Source organism: uncultured Jatrophihabitans sp. (genome assembly GCF_964251945.1).
Classification (GTDB): domain Bacteria; phylum Actinomycetota; class Actinomycetes; order Mycobacteriales; family Jatrophihabitantaceae; genus Jatrophihabitans.
This window is the reverse complement of sequence record NZ_CAXULP010000001.1, coordinates 157,421-182,937: the sequence shown is the minus strand read 5'-3', so window position 1 is coordinate 182,937 and position 25,517 is coordinate 157,421. Positions and strand designations below refer to the sequence as shown.

Annotated in this window: 26 protein-coding genes and 1 tRNA gene; 10 read left to right on the top strand and 17 right to left on the bottom strand. The window is 70.0% G+C overall.

The features are described from left to right. Positions 1 to 68: 68 nt before the first annotated feature. From ACFFBG_RS00825 to ACFFBG_RS00805, 5 genes are all read right to left on the bottom strand, one after another. Positions 69 to 1,415 (bottom strand): cytochrome P450, encoded by a 1,347-nt coding sequence (locus ACFFBG_RS00825; protein WP_375474646.1) that lies wholly within the window; start codon positions 1,413 to 1,415, stop codon positions 69 to 71. A 41-nt stretch (positions 1,416 to 1,456) separates the two neighbouring features. Beyond that, positions 1,457 to 3,250: a thiamine pyrophosphate-requiring protein gene (locus ACFFBG_RS00820; RefSeq protein ID WP_375474644.1), complete on the bottom strand. Its 1,794-nt coding sequence runs from the start codon at positions 3,248 to 3,250 to the stop codon at positions 1,457 to 1,459. 63 nt (positions 3,251 to 3,313) lie between these two features. Then, entirely contained in the window at positions 3,314 to 4,243 is a 930-nt protein-coding gene (locus tag ACFFBG_RS00815) for a M56 family metallopeptidase (protein WP_375474642.1), read from the bottom strand. Further along, positions 4,240 to 4,692, bottom strand: coding sequence for a BlaI/MecI/CopY family transcriptional regulator (locus ACFFBG_RS00810; RefSeq protein ID WP_375474640.1), 453 nt, complete (start codon positions 4,690 to 4,692; stop codon positions 4,240 to 4,242). Before ACFFBG_RS00810 ends, ACFFBG_RS00815 begins: the two co-directional genes overlap by 4 nt. Positions 4,693 to 4,762: 70 nt before the next feature. Next, positions 4,763 to 4,918 (bottom strand): hypothetical protein, encoded by a 156-nt coding sequence (locus ACFFBG_RS00805; protein ID WP_375474638.1) that lies wholly within the window; start codon positions 4,916 to 4,918, stop codon positions 4,763 to 4,765. A 191-nt stretch (positions 4,919 to 5,109) separates the two neighbouring features. Here ACFFBG_RS00805 and ACFFBG_RS00800 point away from each other — a divergent pair, with 191 nt between their 5' ends. The 5 genes from ACFFBG_RS00800 (at position 5,110) to ACFFBG_RS00780 (ending at position 8,761) form a co-directional block, all read left to right on the top strand. Further along, positions 5,110 to 6,471: an SPFH domain-containing protein gene (locus tag ACFFBG_RS00800; protein WP_375474636.1), complete on the top strand. Its 1,362-nt coding sequence runs from the start codon at positions 5,110 to 5,112 to the stop codon at positions 6,469 to 6,471. Between the two features lie 171 nt (positions 6,472 to 6,642). Then, complete coding sequence (locus ACFFBG_RS00795; RefSeq protein ID WP_375474634.1) at positions 6,643 to 7,458, top strand: methyltransferase domain-containing protein; 816 nt, start codon at positions 6,643 to 6,645, stop codon at positions 7,456 to 7,458. A gap of 103 nt (positions 7,459 to 7,561) precedes the next feature. Next, the gene (locus tag ACFFBG_RS00790; RefSeq protein WP_375474632.1) at positions 7,562 to 7,963 is read left to right on the top strand and encodes a hypothetical protein; all 402 of its coding nucleotides are present in this window, start codon (positions 7,562 to 7,564) and stop codon (positions 7,961 to 7,963) included. Between the two features lie 157 nt (positions 7,964 to 8,120). Next, a complete protein-coding gene (locus ACFFBG_RS00785) occupies positions 8,121 to 8,366 on the top strand; it encodes an AbrB/MazE/SpoVT family DNA-binding domain-containing protein (protein WP_375474630.1) in 246 nt (81 codons plus the stop codon). Further along, positions 8,363 to 8,761 (top strand): PIN domain-containing protein, encoded by a 399-nt coding sequence (locus ACFFBG_RS00780; protein WP_375474628.1) that lies wholly within the window; start codon positions 8,363 to 8,365, stop codon positions 8,759 to 8,761. The genes ACFFBG_RS00785 and ACFFBG_RS00780 overlap by 4 nt, the downstream gene beginning before the upstream one ends. Before the next feature lie 221 nt (positions 8,762 to 8,982). Here the strand turns inward: ACFFBG_RS00780 and ACFFBG_RS00775 are convergent, their stop codons facing one another. Beyond that, positions 8,983 to 9,105 carry a hypothetical protein gene (locus tag ACFFBG_RS00775; protein WP_375474626.1) on the bottom strand — a complete coding sequence of 41 codons (123 nt, stop codon included), beginning with the start codon at positions 9,103 to 9,105 and terminating at the stop codon, positions 8,983 to 8,985. Between the two features lie 380 nt (positions 9,106 to 9,485). On the opposite strand from ACFFBG_RS00775, the gene ACFFBG_RS00770 reads away from it, so the two are divergent. Continuing rightward, complete coding sequence (locus tag ACFFBG_RS00770; RefSeq protein ID WP_375474624.1) at positions 9,486 to 10,691, top strand: PQQ-binding-like beta-propeller repeat protein; 1,206 nt, start codon at positions 9,486 to 9,488, stop codon at positions 10,689 to 10,691. Here ACFFBG_RS00770 and ACFFBG_RS00765 read toward each other — a convergent pair. Both ACFFBG_RS00765 and ACFFBG_RS00760 read right to left on the bottom strand, forming a co-directional pair. Then, complete coding sequence (locus tag ACFFBG_RS00765) at positions 10,672 to 11,094, bottom strand: hypothetical protein (protein ID WP_375474622.1); 423 nt, start codon at positions 11,092 to 11,094, stop codon at positions 10,672 to 10,674. The two genes, ACFFBG_RS00770 and ACFFBG_RS00765, sit on opposite strands and share 20 nt — an antisense overlap. Before the next feature lie 148 nt (positions 11,095 to 11,242). Then, positions 11,243 to 11,315 (bottom strand) — tRNA-Asn (locus ACFFBG_RS00760). A gap of 104 nt (positions 11,316 to 11,419) precedes the next feature. Between ACFFBG_RS00760 and ACFFBG_RS00755 the strand changes: the two genes are divergently transcribed. After that, complete coding sequence (locus ACFFBG_RS00755; protein WP_375474620.1) at positions 11,420 to 11,659, top strand: hypothetical protein; 240 nt, start codon at positions 11,420 to 11,422, stop codon at positions 11,657 to 11,659. Here the strand turns inward: ACFFBG_RS00755 and ACFFBG_RS00750 are convergent. Genes ACFFBG_RS00750 through ppdK form a run of 5 tightly spaced genes read right to left on the bottom strand, consistent with a single transcriptional unit; the run spans position 11,656 to position 18,601 of the window. Then, positions 11,656 to 12,174, bottom strand: coding sequence for a hypothetical protein (locus ACFFBG_RS00750; RefSeq protein WP_375474618.1), 519 nt, complete (start codon positions 12,172 to 12,174; stop codon positions 11,656 to 11,658). The genes ACFFBG_RS00755 and ACFFBG_RS00750 overlap by 4 nt on opposite strands. Beyond that, positions 12,171 to 14,039, bottom strand: coding sequence for a DNA primase (dnaG, locus tag ACFFBG_RS00745; protein WP_375474616.1), 1,869 nt, complete (start codon positions 14,037 to 14,039; stop codon positions 12,171 to 12,173). Before dnaG ends, ACFFBG_RS00750 begins: the two co-directional genes overlap by 4 nt. 41 nt (positions 14,040 to 14,080) lie before the next feature. Then, positions 14,081 to 15,337 (bottom strand): deoxyguanosinetriphosphate triphosphohydrolase, encoded by a 1,257-nt coding sequence (locus tag ACFFBG_RS00740; protein WP_375474614.1) that lies wholly within the window; start codon positions 15,335 to 15,337, stop codon positions 14,081 to 14,083. Positions 15,338 to 15,364: 27 nt separating this feature from the next. Beyond that, a complete protein-coding gene (locus ACFFBG_RS00735) occupies positions 15,365 to 15,856 on the bottom strand; it encodes a YbjN domain-containing protein (protein ID WP_375474612.1) in 492 nt (163 codons plus the stop codon). Positions 15,857 to 15,889: 33 nt separating this feature from the next. Beyond that, complete coding sequence (gene ppdK, locus ACFFBG_RS00730) at positions 15,890 to 18,601, bottom strand: pyruvate, phosphate dikinase (RefSeq protein ID WP_375474610.1); 2,712 nt, start codon at positions 18,599 to 18,601, stop codon at positions 15,890 to 15,892. 147 nt (positions 18,602 to 18,748) lie between these two features. Between ppdK and ACFFBG_RS00725 the strand changes: the two genes are divergently transcribed. From ACFFBG_RS00725 to ACFFBG_RS00715, 3 genes are all read left to right on the top strand, one after another. Beyond that, a complete protein-coding gene (locus tag ACFFBG_RS00725; RefSeq protein WP_375474608.1) occupies positions 18,749 to 19,849 on the top strand; it encodes a ferredoxin reductase in 1,101 nt (366 codons plus the stop codon). Between the two features lie 28 nt (positions 19,850 to 19,877). Further along, positions 19,878 to 21,062 carry a fatty acid desaturase family protein gene (locus ACFFBG_RS00720; protein WP_375474606.1) on the top strand — a complete coding sequence of 395 codons (1,185 nt, stop codon included), beginning with the start codon at positions 19,878 to 19,880 and terminating at the stop codon, positions 21,060 to 21,062. Positions 21,063 to 21,224: 162 nt separating this feature from the next. After that, on the top strand, positions 21,225 to 22,058 hold the full coding sequence (locus tag ACFFBG_RS00715; RefSeq protein WP_375476179.1) for an endo alpha-1,4 polygalactosaminidase: 834 nt from the start codon (positions 21,225 to 21,227) through the stop codon (positions 22,056 to 22,058). Positions 22,059 to 22,163: 105 nt separating this feature from the next. Here the strand turns inward: ACFFBG_RS00715 and dusB are convergent, their stop codons facing one another. Genes dusB through ACFFBG_RS00695 form a run of 4 tightly spaced genes read right to left on the bottom strand, consistent with a single transcriptional unit; the run spans position 22,164 to position 25,423 of the window. Further along, positions 22,164 to 23,327: a tRNA dihydrouridine synthase DusB gene (gene dusB / locus ACFFBG_RS00710; RefSeq protein WP_375474604.1), complete on the bottom strand. Its 1,164-nt coding sequence runs from the start codon at positions 23,325 to 23,327 to the stop codon at positions 22,164 to 22,166. Then, on the bottom strand, positions 23,324 to 23,722 hold the full coding sequence (locus ACFFBG_RS00705) for a PIN domain nuclease (protein ID WP_375474602.1): 399 nt from the start codon (positions 23,720 to 23,722) through the stop codon (positions 23,324 to 23,326). Before ACFFBG_RS00705 ends, dusB begins: the two co-directional genes overlap by 4 nt. After that, complete coding sequence (locus ACFFBG_RS00700; protein WP_375474600.1) at positions 23,719 to 23,934, bottom strand: type II toxin-antitoxin system VapB family antitoxin; 216 nt, start codon at positions 23,932 to 23,934, stop codon at positions 23,719 to 23,721. The genes ACFFBG_RS00705 and ACFFBG_RS00700 overlap by 4 nt, the downstream gene beginning before the upstream one ends. Before the next feature lie 19 nt (positions 23,935 to 23,953). Further along, positions 23,954 to 25,423: a glycine--tRNA ligase gene (locus ACFFBG_RS00695; RefSeq protein WP_375474598.1), complete on the bottom strand. Its 1,470-nt coding sequence runs from the start codon at positions 25,421 to 25,423 to the stop codon at positions 23,954 to 23,956. Between the last annotated feature and the right edge of the window lie 94 nt (positions 25,424 to 25,517).

The following is a 25,517-nucleotide window of genomic DNA, read 5'->3' as shown; positions in this document are numbered from 1 at the left end:
GTTTCGGTCATTCACTTAACACAAAACTAACGCAGGGGGCCGCGCGTGCGCGACCCGTTTCCGAGCGCTCACACTGAGGTGGCGACCCGCTCCCCCAATCGCACCGGCAACGTCGCATAGCCACGCAGGATCCGGGTGCCGCGCCGTTGGGCCCCCGGCAGCGTGCGCAGCGCAGGATGCCGCTCGAACAGGGTGCGGAGGCCGACCTCGCCCTCCATCCGGGCGAGCGCGGCGCCCAGGCAGAAGTGCCGGCCGGCGGAGAAGGACACGTGGTCCTTCGCGTTCGAGCGCGTGACGTCGAACCGGTCGGCGTCGGCGAAGACCTCGGGGTCGCGGTTCGCCGCGGCCAGCAGCGTCGTCACCACCGATCCGGCGGGAATGTCCACCCCGGCGATCTCGGTCGCGCGCGAGGCGGTGCGGCCGGTCAACAAGACGGGCGGGTCGAGGCGCAACACCTCATCGACGGCGTTCGGCCACCGCTCCGGCTCCGCGGTCAGCAACGCCAGCTGGTCGGGATGGTCGTGCAGCAGGGCGACGCCGTTGCCGAGTAGGTTGACGGTCGTCTCGAACCCGGCGGCGAGCACGAGCCCGGCGGTCGCCTTAAGCTCCCGATCGTCCAGTCCGATCCCGTCGTCGCGAGCCGAGACGAGCGCGCTCAACAGGTCGTCGCCCGGTTCTGCCCGCAGCCGCTCGAGGTGCCCGCCGAGCCACGCCTCGAAGTCGCGCAGGGCCGCTTCGACGTCGCGGAACTGCCGCCAGGACAGGCCGAGGTCCAGACTGGGCGCCGCGGCGGCGCCGAAGCCCAGCACCCGCTCGCGCTCGGACATCGGCACGCCGAGGATCTCGGCGATCACGGTCACCGGCAGCAAGGTGCAGTAGGCCTCGATCAGGTCGACCACGTTCTCGCCGTCGAGTCGGTCGAGCAGGTCCGTCGCGATCTGCTCGGTGCGCGCGCGTAGCTTCTCGACTGCCCGGACGCTGAACACCCGGGTCACCAGCTTGCGGTATCTGGTGTGGTCCGGCGGCTCGGTGACCAGCAGCGACGGCGGGACGAGCGGGCCCATCTGGTCCGGGTCGTCGGCCCAGCGGAACGCGCGGCCCAGCAGGCCGGGGAACTGCTCGGCGTCGAACCCGGTGCGGAAATCGTTACTCGAGAGCACTTCGCGCACGACTGGCAGCGACGCGGTGAGGTAGGCGAAGCGGCCCCGGTACAGCGGGCCGTGGCTGCGCAGCTCGTCGAACAGCGGCGCCGGATCCCCCGTACGGCTGGCCATGAGCAGCCGGCCCTGCAGGTCGCCGCGGCGGGCGGCCAGCCGCATCGCCGTGTGCGGCATCAGGTGCCCGACGCCCCAGCGGACCACGGGCTTGGCCAGGCTGTCCGTCCCGGCACGCAGCCGATCAGCGAGAGTGCTCATCGTCGAACCGTAGCCAATCCCGCCGACGGCGCGCCGGCCGCTCAGCCGTCCTTGCGCCCTGGCAGGAACTGCTGGGCCTTCTGCTTCAGGCCCTCTTTCACGAGGTGCGCGGCGTCCTCGTCGCCCTTGAGCACGGCGGTGGCGAGCGCCTTGGCCTGCGCGAACGTCGCGTGCGGCGGAATCGGCGGGACGTTCGGATCGCAGCGGATGTCCAGCAGCACGGGGCGGTCGGCGGCAAGCGCCTGGTCCCAGGCCGGCCCGATGTCGTCGGTGGTGTCGACATTGACGCCGACGAGGCCGATGCCGCGGGCGAAGGCGGCGTAGTCGATGTCCGGCAGCGTCTGGGACTCGGCGAACTTCGGCATGCCCTCCATGCCGCGCTGCTCCCAGGTCACCTGAGTCAGGTCGTTGTTGTGCAGCACCGCGACGATCAGTCGCGGGTCGGCCCACTGTCGCCAGTAGTGCGCGACGGTGATCATCTCCATCAAGCCGTTCATCTGCATCGCGCCGTCGCCCTCGAACGCGATGGCCGGCCGATCGGGGTGCGCCCACTTCGCGCCGATCGCGTAGGGCACTGCCGGGCCCATCGTCGCCAGCGTGCCGGACAGCGACCCCCGCACGTCGCCGTGGAAGTCGAGGTGCCGGGCGTACCAGTTCGCGGCGCTGCCGGAGTCGGCGGTCACGATCGCGTTGTCCGGCAACCGGGTCGACAGCTCGTGGAACATGCGCATCGGGTTGGTCGGCTGCGCGTCGGTCAGCGCCTGCCGCTCGGCCGTCTGGCGCCAGTCGGCGACGTGCTTTTCGATCTGCTCGCGCCACGAGCGGTCGTCCTTGCGACGCAGCAGCGGGATGAGTTCGCGCAGGGTGGCTTTCGCGTCGCCCACGACGTTGAGCTCGTACGGGTAGCGCATTCCCAGCCACTTGCCCGACCGGTCGATCTGGATTCCGCGAGCTTGGTCGAACTCGGGCAGAAACTGGCTGTAGGGGAAGTTCGAGCCGACGGTCAGCAACGTGTCGCAGCCCGTCATCAGGTGCCAACTCGCGGTGGTGCCGAGCAGGCCGATCGCGCCGGTGACCCAGGGCAGGTCGTCGGCGAGCACGTCCTTGCCCAGCAGCGCCTTCGCACATCCTGCGCCGAGCAGCTCGGCCACCTGCGCGATCTCGTCGGCGCAGCCGCGGGCGCCCTGGCCGACGAGCATCGCCACTTTGCCGCCCGCGTTGAGGATGTCGGCAGCCTGCCGCACCACGGCCGGGTCGGGCTGCACCGTCGCGCTGGTGCGGCCGAGGCTGGACGGCACCTGCTTGAAGGCGTGCGCGGGCGCCTCGTACTGCTCGTCGAGGATGTCTGACGGGAAGACGATCGCGGTCGGCGCGCCCTCGGCGAGCGCGATGCGGATCGCCCGGTCGATCAGGTTGGGCAGCTGCTGCGGCACCATGCACATCTGGAGGTACTCGCTGCAGACGTCCTTGAACAGACTGAGCAGATCGACCTCTTGCTGGTAGGAGCCGCCCATCGCAGAGCGCTCCGTCTGCCCGACGAGCGCGAGCACCGGGACGTGGTCCAGCTTGGCGTCGTACAGCCCGTTGAGCAGGTGGATCGCGCCCGGCCCGCTCGTCGCCGCGCAGACGCCGATCTCGCCGCTGAACTTGGCGTAGCCGACGGCCTCGAACGCCGACATCTCCTCGTGCCGGGACTGGACGAACTGCGGGTCGTTCTCGGCGCGCCCCCACGCCGCGAGCAGGCCGTTGATCCCGTCGCCGGGGTAGCCGAAGACCTGCTTGACGCCCCACTCTCGCAGCCGGGCCAGGATGAAGTCGCCAACCGTGTCCGCCATGGTTGGGAGCTACCCGGCTGCGGCCGGCGGCAACCGGCGCCCCAGCACGGTCGTCCCGCGCAATCAGCGGGCGCGCCGCCAGCCGACGGCCTGCGCCCACTCGAGGATGGCGTGCGCGTGCAACCCGACCACGCCCGCCCCGACGACGCAGCAGGCGGCCATCGCGACGAGCACCGCGACGGCGCCCCGGCGACCGCGCACCTCGTCATGACGAAGCAGCGCGTCGACGCGTTGTCGCACGTCGGTCGCCGCCGCAGCAAGGGCGCCGGCGGGCACGGCGGCGCTGCCGCGGGCGAGACCGGCGCGGGCCAGCGTCGTCGCCACGAGCCGTCGGTCACCGAGTTGACGCGCGGCCTCGTCGTCGGCCCAGCGTTCGACGGCGACTCGCACCGCGGCCACGAGCGGCCGGAGCAGCGGATTCGCTGCGGCGGCCAACCGGATGACCTGCACGTACAGGAAGTGGTAGTGCGTGACATGCGCGTGCTCGTGGGCGAGCAGCGCGCGGCGTTCCTGCGCCGACAGCGTCCGCAGCATCGGCCGGGTGACGACGATCCGGCCGGGCATCCCGGCAAGGGCGTAGGCGTCGGCATCTGGGCCGTCGAGCACGATCAGGCCGCCGTGCTCGCGGCCGAGCCGCCGGCACAGAGACGCGGAGCCGGCGATCCCCCGGACGATGGCGAGCGCGCGGACGGCGGCCGCCGCCAGCAGCCCGACGGCGAGCGCGCCGCACGCAATCGCCGGCGCGGCCGGCACCGGGTCAGACGACGCGATGGCTCGCGTCGACCAGTGCTCGAGCGAGGCGAGGGGCCTCCATTGCGCCAGCGCCAGCACCGCGACGGCGCAGAGCACCACGCCGGTCGCCAAGGCGTCGGCCACGCCCACGAGGGTGAGCAGCACCGCGGCGGCGCGACCGGGCAATCGGCGGCCGAGCGCGGGCCCAGCGAGGGCGAGCAACACGCCGACGACCAGGGGCAACACGCCGGCGGCGATCACGACCGCGGCACCTCATCTCCGTGCGCGGACCCGCGCTCGGACTCGAGTGCGGGCTCGGACTCGGACCCGCGCTCGGACCTGCGCTCGGACTCGAGCAGCTGCCGCAGCAGCTCGCCGTCCGCGGTCGTGAGCTCATCGACGAATTTGGTCAGCACGGTCTGCCGGTTCTCCCCGCGCTCGAGCAAGCGGTGCATCGAGTGCGCGGTCATCGACGCCTGGGCCGCGGCCGCGCCGCCGGGCAGCGAATAGCGGAAGGCGCGACCGGCTGCCTCGCGGGCGACGGCGTTCTTGGCGTGCAGCCGGGAGAGCGTGGTCATCACGGTGGTGTAGGCCAGCTCGGCGTCGAGTTCGTCGAGCACCTCGTGGACGGTCATCGGCCGGTCGGAGGCGCCGAGGCAGGCGAGCACCTCGCGTTCGAGGGCGCCCCTCGATCGGCCGGTTGCCGTCATGGTTCTCCTGCGTCCGGGCCAGCACTGGCGAGCCCCCAGCGTAGCGGCGCACCAAAGGCCGCCGCGAGGCTCAGTACCAATGCTTGCGGCCGCCGACTTCGCGGCCCACGAAACCGAGGATCGCCAAGCCAGCGCCGATCACCACGGCGATGATGCCCAGGATCCAGATGATGTGGACAGCGGCGATGAAGCCGATGATGAGCAGGATGACTCCGAGCACGATCATGTCGATGGCTCTTTTCCGTTGTGCTCGGACCGGAACCGAGCATGCCGGTCATGCCCGAAGCGTGCGCGACGCTAACCGTCGGGGTCGCTGCTGGGGCTTTGCACCCCCTGCCGCGGTGGTCGTCGGCGGTCGTACGCTGACCGCCGCGACCTGCGCGCGGCGCCGGGAGCCTCGGCAAATCAGGAGGTCCGATGCTCGGCTACAAGGTCCCTGAACCCGATGAGGCGATGCTCGTCTCGGGCGGCAAGGGCGCGAACGGCGCGCCCTTCCGGGTCGTCACCGGCCATGGCGCGTTCGTCGTGCCGTTCTTCCGCAAGGCGCGGTTCCTCAGCCTGTCGATGGCCGAATCGGAGGTGACCGAGGCGTGCGTGACGCGGCAAGGGATCTCGCTGAACGTCCGCGCGGTGATCGCGTTCAAGGTCGGCAACGACACCGAGAGCATCGTCAACGCAGGACAGCGTTTCCTGTCCGATCAGAACCAGATGGCGGTGCTCGTCGGCCGGATCTTCGCCGGCCACCTGCGCTCGATCGTCGGCTCGATGACCGTCGAAGAGATCGTCACCGAGCGGCAGCGGCTCGCCGAGGGAATCCTCGACGGGTCGAAAGAGGAGATGGCCAAGATCGGCCTGACCGTCGACTCGTTTCAGATCCAGTCGATCGACGACATGAAGCTCGGCTACATCACCGCGATGGCGGCACCGCACAACGCGGCGATCCAGCGGCAGGCGCAGATCGCGCAGTCGCAGGCGGACATGGCCTCCGCCGAGGCGCAGCAGCAATCAGCGCGTGCGCAGGCTCAGTACGTCCGGGAGACCACCATCGTGCAGGCGCAGCTCGCGGCCGAGGTCTCGGCGGCGAAGGCGAAGGCCGACCAGGACGCCGCCGAGGCCGAGCAGACTGCGGCCCGCGCGAAGGCGGAGTTCCAGCGGCAGACGAACGTGGTGCAGGCGCAGTACGACTCGGAGGTGTTGATCGCCAAGGCGAAGGCCGCGCAACTTGCGGCCGCGGCTGAGCAGGAGTCGCAGCGCGCGCAAACCGAGTTCAACCGACACACCGCCGTGGTGCGCGCGAAGGCCAAGGCCGAGGTCGACCGGGCGGAGAGCGAGGCGTCGCAGTCCGGACCGCTCGCCCAGGCGACCGCCCAGCGCGAGGTCTTGGCCGCGCAGACCGAACTCGCGACGCGCAACGGCGATCTGCGCCAGCAGCAGCTCGTCGCCGAGGTCGTCAAGCCGGCCGAGGCGGAAGCCGAGCGGGTGCGCATCCTCGCCCAGGCCGACGCCGAGAAGACGCGGATCCTGGCCGAGGCGGCCGCGTCGAACAATCGGGTGTCCCTCGACCAGCTGTTGATAGAACAGCTGCCGCAGATCGTCCGCGAGGCCGCGCAGGGCCTGTCCCGGGCGAACGTGACGGTGCTGAACGGCTCCGAGGGCCTCGGCGAGCTCGCCACCGGGCTCGTCGGTCAGGGCATGACGATCTTCGACACCATCCGGCGCGGGTTGACGACCGGCCCACCGCCCGCGCCGCCCGCGGATGGCCACAAGCAGCTCGACTGACGACAGCGCGCCCGGCAGCATCCTCGTTCCCAGGACTGTGCTTCAGACGTAATACAGTCCTGAACCAGGTGCCATCGACTAAGCAGGCGGCGAAGACTCTAGCGCGGCGCGCTCCGAACCAAAGGCGCTTTGCGCGGCTGCGAGGAGGTCCGGCGCTGGGAGGATGGGTCGGTGCCGGACGATGCCTGGGCTGCGTTGGCGGACGCCTTTGTCGATGGGGCCTATTCCTCGGTCAAGGGCCGAGTTCGGACGTTCGTCCTGCATCAGCAGTTGCTTCGCCATCTGCCTGACCCGCCGGCCACGGTGTTGGACGTCGGCGGCGGCGCGGCGCATCAGTCGTTGCCGCTGGCCCGCCTCGGGTACGACGTCACGGTGCTCGACCAGTCTGCGGCGATGCTCGCCAAGGCTGATCAGCGGGTGCGAGCCGAACCTGAACAGGTCCGCCGGCGCATTCGGCTGATCGAGGCGGCCGGTGAGCAGGCGGAGGTCGCGACTGGTGGAGAGCGATTCGCCGTCGTCCTGTGCCATGGCGTGTTGATGTACCTCGACGACCCCGAGCCGCTCGTGAACGTCTTGTGCCGCTGCGTCGAGCCGGGCGGCGTCGTGTCGGTGATGGCGCTGAACGCCAAGACGTTGGCGGTAAGGCCGGCCCTTGACCACCGCTGGGCCGACGCGCTCGCCGCCTTCGAAGCCGGCTCGGAGGTCGGCGTGCTCGGCGCGGACACCCGTGGCGACACCGTCGAGGGACTGGCGAGCCTCCTGCAACTCGCCGAGGTCGAGCCTGAGGGCTGGTACGGCGTGTGGTTGTTCACCGACTGGATGGAACTCCCGCTCGACACGACCGACATCATGGCGGTCGCCAACGTCGAGCTCCAGGCCAGCCTGCGCGACCCCTATCGCCAGCTCAGCCGGGTATTCCACCTCATCGGACGCCGCTCGCCGGGACCGGGCAGGCTGCGCGAGCGTCCGCCGAACGATCATTCCTGACGGTCCTGCTCGGACGTGGCGGGCGAGTGACTCACAGCGCACTCGTGCCGGCATGCTGTTGAGCTGAGCGGCACTGTCCGGGTCGGCTGCGAATGATTGACTGATGCCGGACGTCGAGCCCACCGGCAGGCCGGGGCTCCGCCGGGCCGTCGGGCCCCTGCTCGTGTTCCTGCTCGTCGGGCTGACCGCAATCGGCGTCGACCTGCTCGTGCAGCCAGGCCGCCCGCACGTCGACTGCGCCGTCGGCCCACAGGTCTGGTCGATCGGCGGCGTCGACGACCCACCACAAGGCCGAGCCGCGCTCGCCCGCGGCGAGGGCGCGGGCCGCCGTCGCCGACCTGCGGCACGAGCCTTTGGCAAGACCACTGCCCGGGCCTTCGATGCGCTCATCGCCGCCACCGCGATCGCGAACGGTCTGCCCGTCTACACCTGCAATCCGCGCGACTTCGAGGGCATCACCGGCCTGACCGTTGTCGCGATACCCCACCCCCCGGACGTGGCCTAGGGGCCGGTCGAGGCGCGAGTCATCGACGATCACCGACGCACCAACGGCGGACGAGTGAGCGTGTGGCGCAATGGCCAAGGTGACAGCCGAGTCGGCGTACGAGGGAATGGGACATTTGCGGTGCAGTATCGTTCCTTACCTAAGGTAAGGAGTCGGTATGTCGTCGGCGAAGGTCACCAGCAAGGGTCAAGTCACCATCCCCGTCGACGTGCGCCGAAAGCTCGGTCTGCAGCCCGGCTCACGGCTGACCTTCGAACCCACCGACGACGGCGGATACGAGATCCATGCCGAGGGTTCGACGATCCGCGATCTGAAGGGAGCGGTCGAGGCTCCGGCATCACCCGTCTCGCTCGAAGACATGGACACCGCGATCGCAGCCGGCGCGCGGGGCTCGATGCGATGATCGGCCTCGACACCAACGTCATCGTGCGGTACCTCGCCCAGGATGATCCGGAGCAGTCGGCTCGGGCGACGGAGTTGATCGACGGACTGACCACAGCCGATCCCGGCTTCGTCAGCCTCGTCGCGGTCGTCGAGACGTACTGGGTGCTGCGCTCTGCCTACGGACAGAGCCGGCCGCGCTGCGCCGAACTCATCGACGGGCTGCTCGACGCCCGCGAACTCCGCGTCGGGAGCGACACCATCGTGCGTGCCGCGGCCGGCGCCTGCCGAGACGACGGGGCCGACTTCGCCGACGCGGTCATTGCCGAGCTTGGCCGCGTCGCCGGGTGCGAGCACACGATGACCTTGGACCGGCGCGCGTCACGCGGCGGGCGCATGCGCCTTGTGGAAGCGTGACGATGCTGGACAAGGGTCGCGAGGTCCGGAGAATCCGCCTATGGCCACGGTGACGTCCGAGCGTTCGTTCGAGGACTCGATCGAGTCGCACCTGTTGGGCCACGGCAGCTGACCGCCCGCCTCGGCGGCGAGAACAGTGCGCGCGAACCGGCTGACCGTCGTGAGGCAGTTGCACCATAGAGAGTCCAGGCCGGCCGACCCGCTCGATCTCACGCTGTTCGTCAACGGTCGCCCAGGCGAGCGACCTGAGCCGCTTCAGTCAACCGATCGACGACGTAGGCGCTCAGCGACTGCCGGTTCGTCGAAGCCGCGTCCGACAGCGCCGCGTAGACGTCGTCCGGCACATCCTGCAGGTTCATCCGCTTCGTGGTGCCAGTGTGGCACCAAGGCCGCGCTGGGGCACCTAGGGGCGCAGCGAAAGTAGCCCGCCGTTCGGCATGGGGTGTCGCGCTCCTCCGTCAACACGCGCGTCCGTCAACACGCGCGCCTCCGTCACGCCGTTCGATGCACAGACCCGCGGTCCCTCGCGACAAACGTCCAGGAGTGGGCTTGCATTGAATCCGAGGGCGACCTGAGAACGCTGAGCGGACGTGCGATCCTTATTGCCAGCAGGACCTCGACCTGATGTGATCGAATTAACGTGCGCTAAACGTGTGGGGGCAATATGCGCGCTCGAACCACTCTGTTTGTCGCAGGCGTGGCAGTCGCCGGGCTGTGTTTGTCCGTGCCCGCCCAGGGTGCCACCGCGCCGATAAGGCCGGGCCATTCGCCCTATCCTTCCGGTGGCACGACCGTCGAGGGGCTCACGGTCGACGCGGCCAATCAGGGCGCGCAACTAGCCGACGACGTCAGCTACCGCATCAAAGCCAGCTGGCGAGCTCAGCCCCCGCTGTGCCCGAACGCAGGCGGCGACACACCCGCGTCGATCAGCGTCGTCGGATCCCGGACGGTCGTCGTCGACCTGCAGTACCAATGCGCGTACCTGTCCGCGTACAACACAAGCACCGGCGCACTGCTGTGGCGGCACAAGTACTCCGCCGCGGGCTCGGAAAGCGCGAACCTCATCAACGGGGTCCTCTACTTCACCACCTACGACGCAAACCGCGACCCAATCGTCGAGGAGGTCGACCCAGCGACAGGCTTGCTGAAGTGGTCGTCACCCGACAACGCGTACGACCAAGCCGAACCCTCGATCGGTTCCGGCGTGCTCGCCAGGGCGAACCGGCTCGTCAGCGCGACGACAGGCAAGCAGACGTGCATCGCCAGCCTGCACCCCAACGCCGACACCGACGGCGCCAGCCTCGTCGCAGACGGACGGTTGTTCTACAACTCCGACGGATCAGTGAACGCCTACAACCCGACCAACTGCGCGCTCGACTGGTCGTTCCGGAAATCCAGCGCCAACGTGACCGCCCCCGGCAGCGGCACCGCGCTGCCCGCCTACCACAACGGCCTGCTCTACGTCCGCTCCCTCTACGACACCGCGACCGTCGTCCTCAACCCGAACACCGGCACACAAGTCGCCACGCTGCCGACCTCCGACCAGCCCATCGCCTTCGACGGCGCCATCGGCATCTTCACCGCCACGCCGCTGAACAGCTCCGCCACCGTGTCCGCCGTCAACCTCAGCACCGCGCACGTGTACTGGTCACGCACCCTGCCCCGCGTCGTCATCGACAAATTCGGCGACACCGAACCCACCACCCTCTACGCCCCACCCCTCATCGAGGACGGGCTCATCTGGACCGAGAACGCGGTCGACACCGGGCTGCCCGCCCACATCGACGCCTGGGACGAGGTCACCGGCGCCACCCGCAGCAGCACCGTCGAGCCCTGCAACGCTCAATACGGCCAATCGGAGCTGGCCATCGCCCAACACCGCGTCTTCGCGGTCAGCAACTGCGGCGTGCTCACCTACACCCCGAGCTGAGCAGGGCTAATGCAGCTGCAGCGAAAGCCGAAGCGCGGGATGAGCCCGGCTCAAGCTTTTGATTCGCGGCAAGCGCCCGGCTGACCACGCCGGTCGTCACCTCGCGCACCCGCAGCTCCCCCAGCGCCGGAACGACCGGATTGCCGATGACGGATCGGTAGGTGCGCTCGGTTCCCGTCGACCAGCCGTGCGGCGCGTCGAGCCAGAGCACGGCCAGCTCCGAGACGCGCGTCGACGCGGCGATCGCTCCCCCGCCCGCCGGCGACTGCCGGTTCGCCAGCTCGAGCTTCAGCGCACGCTCAACCGCAGCGCGTGATCGGCCGTGCTTGGCGACCAAACGGACCCGGCCGTCGACGTCCCGGAACTTCGCACGAGCCTGGATCTGCCCGCTCGGCATCGACACGAAGAGGGTCTTGCCGACGGTCCGATCGGCAGCGGTGGACGCCCGATCCCGCCACCTCCGTCATCTAATAAGAGATGAGTAAAAGATGACTAGGCGTGCCTCACGAGGTCCATTAGTGCAAGAAAGCCCCGGAATCCGGGGCCTTCAGCTCCCCCGACTGGACTCGAACCAGTAACCCTTCGATTAACAGTCGAATGCTCTGCCAATTGAGCTACGGGGGATTGCCGCGCGCGTCCGCATGCGGACAACCGAGCAAGAATAGCCCAGGGCGGCGGGCCGCCGCCGCCGGGTTAGGCTGGCCGACACCCACTGCGAAAGGCAGATCGTGAAGCTCTCGGCGCTCGTCTACGGCGCTGCCGGCTACGTGCTGGGCGCGCGCGCCGGCCGTGAGCGGTACGAGCAGATCGTCCGCACCGCCCGCCGGGTGTCGGGCAGCCAAACGGTGCAGGCGACCGCCGGCGTCGCGCAGGCCCAGCTCGACCAGCTGACCGCCCGCGCGAAGCAGGCCATCGCGGCCAAGCTCAGCGGTCAGCCCGCCGCGCGCAACGGCGCCCACCCCAACTAGTCGCGCGACTCGCTCGCGCGCAGAATCGCCAACCGGGCCCGGATCGCCGCCCGCAGCTGCTCGCCGTCGGGGGTGCCAGGCTCGAGCCGCGCCCACCAGACCACGCCGTCATGCCCGGGCCGGCGCCGGCCGACGAACCGCACCGCTCCCCCGGCGATCGTCAGCAACTCGGTGCGCACGATGTTCTGCTCGATCCGCTTGCGCACCGTCGGCGGCAGGTCCCGCGGCCGGGTCAGCGCCACCGCGGCCGGCTCGCGGTCGACGAGCAGGAAGTCGTCGACGACCTCGGCCTCGATGACCGTCAGCACGTCGTCATGCCACGTGGCCTTGTCGATGTGCTGCCAGCGGATCAGCCGCGGCCCGTCGACCTCCGGCCACCACAGCCCGAACTGGGTGGCGACCACTGCCTCTGCTCCGGCGTCGGCCCACGACACCACCCGCTCGTCGGGCGTGAGCGTGGCGAGCACGGCCTCCGGCGGGCGCTCGCGCCGGCGCAACAGCGCCCGCACGGTCATCCGCCGCCGTTCGCGCGCTCGCGCAGCCCGCGGTGATAGCTCTCCAGCGCGATGAGCTCGCCGAACAGCCGGGCGTGCTCGTCCGGCCGCTCCTGCGGGTTGATCCGCTGCAGCTTGCCCTTGATCGCGCGGATCTGCCGGCCGGTGACGTTCGAGAGCATCCGGGCGAGCACGAACGTCGCGTAGCGCTCGTCGCCGATCTGGCCGGACGGCAACGGCTCGACCGTCAACGCCTGCACGCCGCGCTTGACCCGGTCGTCGCCGAGGCGCGCCTGCACGGCCGCCGTCCAGGCGGGACCGATGACCCCGGCGCTGGTGCCGCCGACCTCGGCGATCGCCCGGCGTACCTGCCGGTGGGCGTCGACGAGAAACGCCTCCGGCTCGAGCGCGTCGAACTCGGGCCCGGCGACGCCCGGCATCTGCAGCGCCACCTTCAGCACCTCGCGCTCGACCGCGGCGACCGTCTCATCGACCGCAGCAGTCTCCGGCCGGGGCGCCGGCTTCGTGTCGGCCTCGGCGCGCTTGTCGCCCGATCGGACGAGACCCCGCACGCGCGTCACCACCCGCATCGGGTCGTCGAGGCCGACGAGCCCGGCGAGCCGCCGCGCGTAGTCGTCGCGCAACGCGTGGTCCTTGATCTGCGCGACCAGCGGGACGGCGCGGTCGAGGGCGGCGGTGCGGCCCTCCGGGGTGTCGAGGTCGAAGCGGTTGACCGTCGAGCGCAACACGAACTCGACGAGCCGGATGCGCCCCGCGACGAGGTCCAGCAACGCGGTGTCGCCGGACTTCAGCCGCAGGTCGCAGGGGTCCATGCCGCTCGGCTCGATCGCGACGAAGGTCTGCGCCATGAACTTCTGGTCGTCGCCGAACGCGCGCTCGGCCGCCTTCATGCCGGCCGCGTCGCCGTCGAAGGTGAAGATCACCTCGCCGGTGAACGAGTCGGAGTCCATCAGCAGCCGACGGATGATCGAGATGTGCTCGGCGCCGAACGCGGTGCCGCAGGTGGCGACCGCGGTGGGCACGCCGGCGAGGTGGCAGGCCATCACATCGGTGTAGCCCTCGACGATCACCGCGCGGTGTTGGCGGGCGATGTCTTTCTTGGCGAGATCCACGCCGTACAGCAGCTGGCTCTTCTTGTAGATCGGCGTCTCGGGTGTGTTGAGGTACTTCGCCTCGACGCGGTCGTCGTCGAACAGCCGCCGCGCGCCGAAGCCGACGACGTCGCCGTGGATGTCGCGGATCGGCCACAGCAGCCGTCGGTGGAAGCGGTCGATGACGCCGCCGCGGCCGCCCTCGCGAGACAGCCCGGCGAGCACGAGCTCGGCCGGCGTGAACCTCTTCGCCAGCAGGTGCCGGGTGAGCGCGTCCCAGCTCGACGGCGCGAACCCGCAGCCGTAGCGCGCGGCGACGACGGAGTTGAAGCCGCGTTGGCGCAGGAACTCGCGGGCGGGCTCCGCCTCGTCCGTCGCCAGCTGCTGGGCGTAGAACGCGGCGGCCTCGCGGTGCGCGTCGATCAGCCGCTGCCGCTGACCGGGCTGATGGCTTGGCCCGGACGTCCCCTCGACGTAGCGCAATTGGACGTTCGCGCGCGCTGCCAGCCGCTCGACCGCGTCGCTGAAGCCGATGTGCTCGACGTCTTCGACGAACTTGATCACGTCGCCGCCGACGCCGCAGCCGAAGCAGTGGAAGAGCCCGCGCGCCGGGGTGACGTTGAACGACGGCGACTTCTCGTCGTGGAACGGGCACAGGCCCTTCAGATTGCCGCCGCCGGCGTTGCGCAGCTGCACCTGCTCGCCGATGACGTCGGCGATGGGCGACTTCTCGCGGACCAGCGCGATGTCCTCGTCCCGGATCCGCCCTGCCACAGCACGCAGTCTAGGCGCCGCCGCTGACCCCTGCCTTGGTGTCAACGGGCGGCCAGGCGGTGCTCGCGGGCGGCGGCGGAGGTGTCGGTCAGCTGCGCCACCTGGTCGATCACGACCCGCAACCGCGCGGCGTCGTCCGGCGCGGCGTGCCAGTCGGCCCGCAGACCCTGGTCGAGCGTGCCCGGCGCGCCGGCTCGCAGCCGGTCGACCAGCCGGGTCAGCAGCGCGCGCTGTTCCGCCTGCCGCTCGGCGATGCCCGGCCGGTGCATGACGTAGTGCACGGCGAGCGCCTTGAGCAGCGCGCACTCCGCGGCGATCTCGGCCGGCACCACCAGGTCGGCCGCATAGCGGGCGAACGGCCCAGGGCCGTGGGCGGCGCGGGTGGCGTCCACGGCGGCGCCGGCGAAGCGGCCCACCAGCTCGCTGGTCGCCCGCTTTGCCGCCGCCTGCGCGCGGTACGAGCCGTCGGCCGCGCCCAGGTCCACCAGCGGCGCCAGGGCCAGCAGCGCGTCGAGCACCGGCGCGAGCTCGGCCGCGGACATGCCGGGGTGGCGCCGCGCGGCGATCTCGCACAGCCGCTCGCGGTCGCCGGCGCCGATCGCACCCACCATGATCTGCCCGGCGTGAACGCCGTCCTCGACGTCGTGCACCGAGTAGGCGACGTCGTCGGCCCAATCCATCACCTGCGCCTCGAGGCAGCGCCGCTCGCCGACGGCGTCACCGACGGCGTCCGCGCGCAGCCAGTCGAAGGCGGCGAGATCGGCCTCGTAGCGGCCGAACTTCGGTGTGCCGGCGCGCCGCGGCCACGGGTACTTGCAGGTCGCGTCCAGCACGGCGCGGGTGAGGTTGAGCCCGGCGGACGCGCCGTCCGCGCGCAGCGCCCGCACCTCGAGGCGGGTGAGCACCCGCAGCGTCTGCGCGTTGCCCTCGAACCCGCCGCACTCCTGCGCCACTGCGTCGAGCGCCTGCTCGCCGTTGTGGCCGAACGGCGGGTGCCCGATGTCGTGCGCCAGGCCGGCGGCGTCCACCACGTCGGCGTCGCAGCCCAGGGCGAGCGCGATCTCGCGACCGATCTGCGCCACCTCGAGGGAGTGCGTGAGCCGGGTGCGCGGGAAGTCGTCCTCGCCCGGGACGACGACCTGGGTCTTGTCGGCCAACCGCCGGAACGCGTAGCTGTGCAGCACCCGCGCGCGGTCCCGGGCGAAGTCGCTGCGCTCGCCGGCCCAGCGCTCGGCGGCGGCGCGCTTGGCGGGCTCGGCGACGAGCCGGGCCCGCGCCGACGGGCCGTAACCGGTCACCCGCAACCCGTCATCGTCGGCCGTCCTTCAGAGCTGCTCCTCGATCCAGTCGGAGAAGCGCAGCAGCGTGTCGATCCACATCCCGATCGCGTATTTGAACTGCGCGCGGGTGGCGCCGGTCTCATAGTCGTAGCAGTGCTCGGCGCAGATCCCGACCATGCCGTCGTCGGGCAGGATCGTGAACGCCTTCGGGAACAGCTTGGTGCGGTTCCACTCGTCGAGCAGCAGGGTCAGCGACGCGCGGTTGTCGACGTCGAAGCGCCGGTTGAGGTACATCCGGGCCTGCAGCACCTCGCGCCGCTCGCCGTAGAAGAAGAAGTAGACGCTGCACTTCTCCCAACGCACGACGAGGTCGCCGTCGTCGTCGACGCTGTGCCGCAGGCCGAACTCGTCGAGCAGCTGTTGCACCAGCGCGACCGTCGGGGCCACCATGGTCGCGCCGCCGGGCTGATGGCGGCGCGAGCTCAGCGCGGGGCTCGGCTGGGCGGTCTCCTCGCTGCGGGGACGGCGTCGGAACACGCCGTCGAACCTACCCGCCGAACGAGTTCGCGATCAGTCCGAGGCCATCGACCGGCCGGCCTCCAACCGCGCCACCGGCACCCGGAACGGCGAGCACGAGACGTAGTCCAGGCCGACCTCTTCGAAGAAGTGCACCGAGTCCGGGTCGCCGCCGTGCTCGCCGCACACGCCGAGCTTCAACCCCGGCCGGTGCGAGCGGCCCTTCTCCGCGGCGATGCGCACGAGCTCGCCGACGCCTTCGACGTCGATGGACTCGAACGGGCTGACACCGAAAATGCCCTTCTCGAGGTAGGCGGAGAAGAACGCGGCCTCGACGTCGTCGCGGGAGAAGCCCCACGTCGTCTGGGTGAGGTCGTTGGTGCCGAAGGAGAAGAACTCGGCGGCGTCGGCGATCGCGTCGGCGGTCAGCGCCGCGCGCGGCAGCTCGATCATCGTGCCGACGAGGAACTCCAGGTGCACGCCGGTCTCGGTGCGGACGTCGCGGGCCACCTGGATGATCGCCTGCTTGACGGTCTCGAACTCCTGCACGTTCGCCACCAGCGGCACCATGATCTCGACGCGCGGCACGCCGCCGTCCTTGATCCGCAGCGCCGCGGCCTCCAGGATCGCGCGCGACTGCATCTCGAACAGGCCGGGGATGACGACGCCGAGCCGAACGCCGCGCAGGCCCAGCATCGGGTTCTGCTCGTGCAGCCGGTGCACCGCCTGCAGCATTCGCAGGTCGCCCTCGCGCTTCTCCCCGCGCGCCTCGGCCACCGCGACGCGCACCGACAGCTCGGTGATGTCCGGCAGGAACTCGTGCAGCGGCGGGTCGAGCAGCCGGATGGTCACCGGCAGGCCGTCCATCGCCTCGAGGATGCCGACGAAGTCCTCGCGCTGCAGCGGCAGCAGCTCGGCGAGCTCGCGGTCGCGATCCTCATCGGTGTCGGACAGGATCAGCCGCTCGACCAGATGGCGCCGCTCGCCGAGGAACATGTGCTCGGTGCGGCACAGCCCGATGCCCTGGGCGCCGAACCGACGCGCCCGCGCGGCGTCCTCCGGGTTGTCGGCGTTGGCCCGCACGGACATCCGGCGGGCGCCGTCGGCGTGCTTCATCAGCCGGTCGACGGCGACGACCAATTCGTCGGCGTCCTCGCCGCTGCCCACCTCGCCGGTCTCGAAGTACTCGACGATCGGCGAGTCGACGACCGGCACCTCGCCGAGGAACACGTCGCCGCTGGTGCCGTCGATGGAAATCACGTCGCCCTCGTGCAGCGTCACCCCGCCAGGCCCGCGCAGCACCCGGGCCTTGGTGTCGACGTCCAGCGTCTCCGCGCCGCAGACGCACGTCTTGCCCATGCCGCGGGCGACCACCGCAGCGTGCGAGGTCTTGCCGCCGCGCGAGGTGAGGATGCCCGCCGCGGCGATCATCCCGTTGAGGTCGTCCGGATTGGTCTCGCGGCGGACGAGGATCACCGACTCGCCCGAGCGCGACCACTTCACCGCGGTGTAGGAGTCGAAGACGACCTTGCCCACCGCCGCGCCCGGCGAGGCGTTCATGCCCCGGGCGAGCTTCTTGCGCTTCGCGGTCTCGTCGAAGCGCGGGAACATCAGCTGCGCCAGCTGCGCGCCGGTGACCCGCGACACGGCTTCGTCCAAGTCGATCAGACCCTGGTCGACGAGCTGGGTGGCGATCCGGAACGCCGCGCCGGCGGTGCGCTTGCCGACCCGGGTCTGCAGCATCCACAGCTTGCCGCGCTCGATGGTGAACTCGATGTCGCACAGGTCGCGGTAGTGCTCCTCGAGGATCTTCATGATCGACAGCAGCTCGTCGTAGGAGCGCTTGTCCAGCTGCTCCAGGTCGGCCAGCGGGACGGTGTTGCGGATGCCCGCGACGACGTCCTCGCCCTGCGCGTTCTGCAGGTAGTCGCCGTAGATGCCCTGGGCGCCGGAGGCGGGGTCGCGGGTGAACGCGACGCCGGTGCCGGACTGCATGTCCAGATTGCCGAACACCATCGCGACGATGTTGACGGCGGTGCCGAGGTCGGCCGGGATGCGTTCTTGGCGCCGGTAGATGACGGCGCGCTCGGTGTTCCACGACTCGAACACGGCGCGCACGGCCATGTCCATCTGCTCGCGCGGCTCCTGCGGGAACGGCCGGCCGGCCCGCTCGACGACGACCTCCTTGTAGGTCTCGACGAGCTTGCGCATGTCCTCGGCGTCCAGGTCGAGGTCGTTCTTCGTGTTCCGCGCGGCCTTGGCGGCGTCCAGCGCGTCTTCGAAGTGCTCGCCCGCGATGTCGAGGACGGTCTTGCCGAACATCTGGATCAGCCGGCGGTAGGAGTCGAAGGCGAACCGCTCGTCGCCGGCCTGCGCGGCCAGGCCGCGCACCGATTGGTCGTTGAGCCCGATGTTGAGGACGGTCTCCATCATCCCGGGCATCGAGAACTTGGCGCCGCTGCGCACCGACACCAGGAGCGGGTCGTCGGATTGGCCGAGCTTCTTGCCCATCGTCTCTTCGAGCGCCGTCAGGTGCTCGGTGACCTCGTCGGCGAGGTCTTCCGGCTCCCGGCCGCTGCGCAAGTACGCCTGGCACGCCTCGGTGGTGATCGTGAAGCCCGGGGGGACCGGCAGCTTGAGATTCGTCATCTCGGCGAGGTTCGCGCCCTTGCCGCCGAGGAGGTCTTTCAGCTCTTTATTGCCCTCGGCGAAGTCGAAGACGTATTTCGTGGCCCGATCGGGGGAATAGATGTTCGTTGCGGGCATCTGGGGCCTCCGTCGTCCGTGGTGGGGAGAGCCTAGATCCCACCGGCCCGCAGCGGTTCGGACGGGGCACGGGTCACAACTTCAGTTGACAGTCGTGCACCGAAATGTTTGGGTCAGTAGGTCGGGTGTTTGCAGCCTTTGGAGGCGATGTTGGTCGAGACCGGCGCGACCCCGCGCGTGTCCTTCGTGCGTCAGCAGGTCTCGAAGATCGGCCGAGCCCTGACCACGCCCTTGTTGCCCGACGACTATTTCGCGCTGGTCAAGCCCACTTGGTCCACCCGCGAGGTGACCGGAACCGTGCTGCGCATCATGCGCCATCACGGCAATGCGGCGACGATCGTGGTGAAGCCGGACTTCGACTGGCCGAAACACCTGCCTGGCCAGTACCTCCGGATCGGCATGGAGATCAACGGCATCCGGCACTGGCGCGCGTACACGATCACGTCCGACCCCGGGCATCCCGAGGGCGTCGTCAGCGTGACCGTCAAGTACACCGAGGGCGGCCGCATGTCGCCGGTGTTCTGCCAGCAGGTGCAGCCTGGCCAGCGCGTCTACCTCGGCGAGATCGAGGGCGAATTCACGCTGCCCGACCCGCTGCCCGGCAAGCTGCTCATGCTGTCGGCCGGCAGCGGCATCACGCCGATCATGTCGATGATCCGCGAACTCGAGCGGCGGGGCGCGCTGAACGACGTCGTGCACGTGCACAGCTGCCGCGGACCCGACGACATGATCTTCGGCCGGATGCTGCGCAAGGTCGCCGAGCGGCGCCCCGGCTACCGTCTCGTCGAGGTCCACACCGGCGAGATGCCGCGCTTCGTCCCGGACGACCTCGATCGGCACGCGCCGGACTGGCAGGAGCGCGAGGCGTTCGTCTCCGGCCCGCGCGAGATGATCGACGCGGTCGAGGAGCGCTACGAGAACGAGGGCCTGGCCAAGCAATTGCACGAGGAGCGCTTCCAGCCGGTCTTCGGCAACGGCGGCGGCGACGGGTCCGGTGGCACGGTGCATTTCCGGGTCTCCGACTGCGAGGCCGAGTGCGATTCCGGCGTCTCGATCCTCGTCGGTGGCGAGGAAGCCGGCGCGAAGCTGCCGTTCGGGTGCCGCATGGGCATCTGCCACACCTGCGTCGGACGGTTGCAGGACGGCGCGGTCCGCGACGTCCGAACCGGCGCGGTGACCGAGGCCAGCGGGCAGATGGTGCGCACCTGCATCAGCGCGCCCGAAGGCCACATCGAGATCGACCTTTAAATCGACCTATCACAGGAGGGGGTTCAGCATGCCGAAACTGCCTGCGGAGCCGTACGACCCAGCTAATCCGCTGTACACACTGACCGACGAGCAGCTCGACGAGCTCGGCAAGAAGTTCGACGCCCTGCACGACGAGATCTTCAACGACCTCGGCGACACCGACGCACGCTACATCCGCAACATGATCACGCTGGAGCGCCGGCTGATCACCATGTCGCGCGCGGTGCTGCTGTTCTCCCGGTACAAGCCGGCCTGGCTGGTCGGCACCGTCGGCCTGTCGATCGCCAAGATCCTCGAGAACATGGAGATCGGCCACAACGTCATGCACGGCCAGTGGGACTGGATGAACGACCCGAACATCCACTCCTCCACCTGGGACTGGGACACCGCCTCGCCCGCGGCCGCGTGGAAGCACTCGCACAACTACGTCCACCACACGTTCACCAACGTGCTCGGCAAGGACAAGGACGTCGGCTACGAGATCTTCCGCGTCGACCCCCGCCAGCCGTGGAGCCCGGCCTACCTGCTGCAGCCCATCGGCAACATCGTGCTGATGGCGCTGTTCGAGTGGGGTGTGGCGCTGCACGACCTCGACTTCGACGCGATCAAGAAGGGCAAGAAGTCGAAGAAGCAGGTCTGGGACGAGCTGAAGGCGATCGGCCGCAAGGGCCGCCGCCAGATCCTGAAGGACTACATCGCCTTCCCGGCGCTGTCCGGCCGCAAGGGCTACAAGTCGACGCTCGCGGCGAACGCGATCGCCAACGTCGTGCGCAACGTGTGGTCGAACGTGATCATCTTCTGCGGGCACTTTCCGGACCAGACCTTCACCTTCACCGAGGAAGAGGTCGCGGACGAGTCCCGCGGCGGCTGGTACGTGCGGCAGCTGATCGGCTCGGCGAACATCGACGGCAGCCCGCTTTTCCACGTGATGAGCGGCAACCTGTCCTTCCAGGTGGAGCACCACCTCTACCCGGACATGCCGAGTTCGCGGTACTCCCAGATCGCGCCTCGCGTCCGCGAGATCTGCGAGGAGTACGGCCTGCCCTATAACACCGGGCGCCTCGGCAAGCAGTGGGGCACCGTTCAGCGCACGATCTTGCGGCTGTCGCTGCCCGGCGGCGGCCCGCGGCCGAAGCCCGGTCCGTACAAGATGCCGGAAGAGCAGAAGGCCGAGATCCAGCGGCGCAAGGAGATGGTGCCGGCCTTCCCGTAGGCCGGCACGTCCAAGGTTGTGTGGCGATCCGCTTCTCCTGGTTCCGTGGGGTTCGGAATCCGGCCGAAATTCGACGGCACGGAACCAGGAGAAGGCCGCTCGCGCTGGGTGGCGCTGGTCGTCGTCGTGATCGTGACGGTTGGCGCGCTCGTGTTCGCGGGCGTGGCGGCGCGCGCGGACGCGTCCGGGCGCGGGGATGCGGCGCGCGCGGGCGCGGCGCGCGGGGATACGGCGCGCGCGGGCGCGGCGCGCGCGGGCGGCCGAGTCGCGCTTCCGCCGGTGAACGCGCGCTTCGACTACCAGCTGGGCGGCGCGTATCGCCCGCCGCGGGGCGTGACCGTGGTCGAGCGCGACCGCACCGATCCGCCGGCTCGCGGACGCTACTCGATCTGCTACGTCAACGGCTTCCAGACCCAACCCGGCGAGTTGCGGTTCTGGCAACGGCGGCACAAGTCGCTGCTGCTGCGCACCGCCGGCGGCCGTTACGTCCACGACCCGGGCTGGCCGGACGAGGTGCTGCTCGACACCCGAACCGCGGCGAAGCGCGCCGCGATCGCGCGAATCGTCGGCCGTTGGTTTCGCGGTTGCCGAGCCCATGGCTATCAGGCGGTGGAGCCGGACAACCTCGACTCGTGGACCCGCTCGCGGGGCATGCTGCACCGCCGCGGCGCTGTCGCGCTGGCCCGGCTGCTGACCGCGTCCGCGCACCGGCTGGGGCTGGCGATCGCGCAGAAGAACACCCCGCAGCTCGGGCGGGCGGGGCGTCGGTCGATCGGCTTCGACTTCGCGATCGCCGAGGAGTGCGCGGTGTACCGCGAATGCGGCGCCTACACGCGGGTGTACGGCCGGCACGTGCTCGAGATCGAGTACACCGACAACGGCCGAGCCGCGTACCGCCGGGCCTGCGCCGCGCACGGAAAGAAGATGTCGATCATCCTGCGTGACCGCGAGCTCGTCCCGCGCGGCCACCGCGGCTACTACTACAAGTCCTGCTGAGCCCAGACCGGCGCCGAGTCCTGAGTCGATCACGTTTTCCGGTAGGAGAGACGTTCCGCGGCGCGCGCAGCAGCGCTCCGGCCGGAAAAGCTGATCGTCTGCCGATCAGCCGCCGCTGTGCTCGGTCTCCGCGCCGGCCGGCACGGCGCGGGACTCGCGGTCGCGCAGCCAGCCCTCAGGCAGCGAGACGGCCCGGGCGCCGGACGTCCGTCCGCGCGGCTGGCCGAGGACGTCGGCCGGGAACGGCTGCGCCGGGTCGAGCCCGTCCAGCAGGTCGTCCAGCTCGGCGAGCGAGGACGCCGAGGCCATCGAGCGCCGCAGGTCGCCGCCGACGGCGAAGCCCTTGAGGTACCACGCGACGTGCTTGCGCAGATCCGTGACGCCGCGCTCCTCCCCCAGCCAGTCGGCGAGCAGCTGCGCGTGCCGCCGCATCGTCGCGCGGACCTCGCCGAGCGCGGGCCGGGCGCGTTCGGGACGGCCGGCGAAGGCCGCGGCGAGGTCGGCGAACAGCCACGGTCGGCCGAGGCAGCCGCGGCCGACGACCACGCCCGCGCAGCCGGTCTCGCGGACCATCCGCAGCGCGTCGTCGGCCTCCCAGATGTCGCCGTTGCCGAGCACCGGGATGTCGAGGGCGTCGACCAGCGCGGCGATCGCCGACCAGTCAGCCTGCCCGCCGTAGAACTGCGCCGCGGTGCGGCCGTGCAGCGCGACGTGCGCGACGCCGGCGTCCTGCGCGCGCAGGCCGGCCTCGAGATAGGTGACGTGGTCGGCGTCGATGCCGACCCGCATCTTCACCGTCACCGGGATCGCGCCGCGCGCCTCACGCACCGCAGCCCGGACGATGTCGTCGAACAGCCCGATCCGCCAGGGCAGCGCGGACCCGCCGCCCTTGCGCGTCACCTTCGGCACCGGGCAGCCGAAGTTCAGGTCGACGTGGTCGGCGAGGTCTTCATCGACGATCATCTGCACCGCTCGGCCGACGACCGCCGGGTCGACGCCGTAGAGCTGGATCGAACGCGGAGTCTCGTGAGCAGCGAACCGGATCAGCCGCAGCGTCTTCGGGTTGCGCTCGACCAGCGCACGAGTGGTGATCATCTCGCTGACGAATAGACCGCCGACCTGGTCGGCGTCCAGCCGGGTGGCCATCGCCTCGCGGCACAGCTGGCGGAACGCGGTGTTGGTGATGCCGGCCATCGGGGCTAGCACCACCGGCGGGTCCGCCACGACACGCTCGGACAGCACGAGCGGCGCGAAGGCCAGCGCGGTCACGCTCGAAGCACCCGCAAGTCACTGAACTCGGCGATGACATCGAAGTCTCGGTCGTTGTGCAGCACGGGAACCTCGTGACGCAGGGCGACAGCCGCGATCAGGCAGTCGTTGAGGGAACGAACCGTCTCTCCTGCTCGCCGGCAACGATGGTAGATCTGCACTGCGGACTCCACATCGACGCGCGCGAGCTGGCCCAGGTCGTGACACCCATCCAGGAAGCTGGTCAATTCGCGCAGCGTGGGTCCGCGATAGGTGCCGGCGAGCACTTCGAGCCGCACCGCGTCAGTGGTGGCAGCTTCGTCGTCGGCCAGCACGCGGCGCACGCTCGACCGCCCTTGCGAGTCCGCGTCGCGGAAGTAGTCGATCCACGCGGACGAATCGATCAAGGTGATCATTCGCCCGCCGGCCGGAAACCGCCTTTGATCGCGTCCAGGTCGCCTTCCCAGCCGACACCTTCCATCGCCAGCATCTGCTGGCGGGTCATCGGCGCCGGTCGTCGAGCCATGCGCAGTGCGAGGTCTACCGCTGCCCGCTTCGTTGGCACGTGGTAGGTCGACATGATCTCCGTGATCAGCTCGTCATCGATGTCGATGTTTGTGCGCGTCATACACTCAACGTACACATGGTCAACACCCCAGTAAACGCGCGGCCAGGTAGGGCACGACGCCATCGAGGCCGATCCGCTCCTGGGTCATGCTGTCGCGCTCGCGGATGGTGACGGCGTCGTCGTCGAGGGTGTCGAAATCGACGGTGACGCAGAACGGCGTCCCGATCTCGTCCTGGCGGCGGTACCGCTTGCCGATGGCCTGCGTCTCGTCGAAGTCGACGTTCCAGTGCTTGCGCAGGGCGGCCGCGAGGTCGCGCGCCTTCGGCGACAGGTCGGCGTTGCGCGACAGCGGCAGCACCGCCGCCTTGACCGGCGCCAGCCGCTTGTCCATGCGCAGCACGGTGCGCTTCTCCAGCACGCCCTTCGCGTTGGGCGCCTCGTCCTCGACATAGGCGTCGAGCAGGAACGCGAGCACCGCGCGGGTGAGCCCGGCCGCCGGCTCGATGACGTAGGGCGTGTACCGCTCGTTCGTCGCCGGATCGAGGTAGGTGAGGTTCGCGCCGCTGTGCTCGGCGTGCGTCGACAGGTCGAAGTCGGTGCGGTTGGCGATGCCCTCGAGCTCGGCGAACGCCGAACCGCCGAAGCCGAAGCGGTATTCGATGTCGACGGTGCGCTTCGAGTAATGCGACAACTTCTCCTTCGGGTGCTCGTAGTAGCGCAGGTTGTCCGGGTCGATGCCGAGCCCGACGTACCAGTTCCACCGCTCTTGCAGCCAGTACTCGTGCCATTCCTCGTCCGAGCCGGGCGGCACGAAGAACTCCATCTCCATCTGCTCGAACTCCCGCGTGCGGAAGATGAAGTTGCCCGGCGTGATCTCGTTGCGGAAGCTCTTGCCGGTCTGCGCGATGCCGAAGGGCGGCTTCTTGCGCGAGGTGTTCAGCACGTTGAGGAAGTTGACGAAGATGCCCTGCGCGGTTTCCGGCCGCAGGTAGTGCAGGCCGGACTCGTCCTCGACTGGGCCGAGGTAGGTGCGCAGCATGCCGCTGAACTGCTTCGGCTCCGTCCACTGGCCGCGGGTGCCGCAGTTGGGGCAGGCGACCTCGGTGAGCCCGTCTTTGGGCGCGCGGCCCTTGCGCGCCTCGAAGTCCTCTTCCAGGTGGTCGGCGCGGTAGCGGCGATGGCAATGCTGGCATTCGGTCAGCGGGTCGGAGAATGTCGCGACGTGGCCGGACGCCTCCCACACCTGCGGCGCGAGGATGACGGCGGAGTCCAGGCCGACGATGTCCTCGCGGCCGGTGACCATCGCCTTCCACCACTGGCGGCGGACGTTCTCCTTCAGCTCGACGCCGAGCGGGCCGTAGTCCCACGCCGAACGGCTGCCGCCGTAGATCTCACTCGACGGGAAGACGAAACCGCGCCGCTTGCTCAGGTTGACGACGGCGTCGTTGCGGGCGGCGTCGTTGCGGGCGGCGTCGTTGCGGGCGGCGTCGTTGCGGGCGGCGTCGTTGCGGGCAGCGTCGTTGCGGGCAGCGGATGGATCGGCGGGCACGCGGTCCAGCGTATCCAGGCCGCGGAAACGATCAGGTCTTCCTGCGCTGGCGTCGTTCTCGATGTGTCCGCGCGTCCCCCGGGTAGGAAAACCT

Bases quoted from the DNA above. Each gene is read 5' to 3' on its own strand.
- ACFFBG_RS00825 (WP_375474646.1), bottom strand. From the start codon at position 1,415: ATGAGCACTCTCGCTGATCGGCTGCGTGCCGGGACGGACAGCCTGGCC.
- ACFFBG_RS00820 (WP_375474644.1), bottom strand. From the start codon at position 3,250: ATGGCGGACACGGTTGGCGACTTCATCCTGGCCCGGCTGCGAGAGTGG.
- ACFFBG_RS00810 (WP_375474640.1), bottom strand. From the start codon at position 4,692: ATGACGGCAACCGGCCGATCGAGGGGCGCCCTCGAACGCGAGGTGCTC.
- ACFFBG_RS00805 (WP_375474638.1), bottom strand. From the start codon at position 4,918: ATGATCGTGCTCGGAGTCATCCTGCTCATCATCGGCTTCATCGCCGCT.
- ACFFBG_RS00800 (WP_375474636.1), top strand. From the start codon at position 5,110: ATGCTCGGCTACAAGGTCCCTGAACCCGATGAGGCGATGCTCGTCTCG.
- ACFFBG_RS00790 (WP_375474632.1), top strand. From the start codon at position 7,562: ATGCCGGACGTCGAGCCCACCGGCAGGCCGGGGCTCCGCCGGGCCGTC.
- ACFFBG_RS00785 (WP_375474630.1), top strand. From the start codon at position 8,121: ATGTCGTCGGCGAAGGTCACCAGCAAGGGTCAAGTCACCATCCCCGTC.
- ACFFBG_RS00780 (WP_375474628.1), top strand. From the start codon at position 8,363: ATGATCGGCCTCGACACCAACGTCATCGTGCGGTACCTCGCCCAGGAT.
- ACFFBG_RS00750 (WP_375474618.1), bottom strand. From the start codon at position 12,174: ATGACCGTGCGGGCGCTGTTGCGCCGGCGCGAGCGCCCGCCGGAGGCC.
- ppdK (WP_375474610.1), bottom strand. From the start codon at position 18,601: ATGCCCGCAACGAACATCTATTCCCCCGATCGGGCCACGAAATACGTC.
- ACFFBG_RS00725 (WP_375474608.1), top strand. From the start codon at position 18,749: ATGTTGGTCGAGACCGGCGCGACCCCGCGCGTGTCCTTCGTGCGTCAG.
- ACFFBG_RS00720 (WP_375474606.1), top strand. From the start codon at position 19,878: ATGCCGAAACTGCCTGCGGAGCCGTACGACCCAGCTAATCCGCTGTAC.
- ACFFBG_RS00705 (WP_375474602.1), bottom strand. From the start codon at position 23,722: ATGATCACCTTGATCGATTCGTCCGCGTGGATCGACTACTTCCGCGAC.
- ACFFBG_RS00700 (WP_375474600.1), bottom strand. From the start codon at position 23,934: ATGACGCGCACAAACATCGACATCGATGACGAGCTGATCACGGAGATC.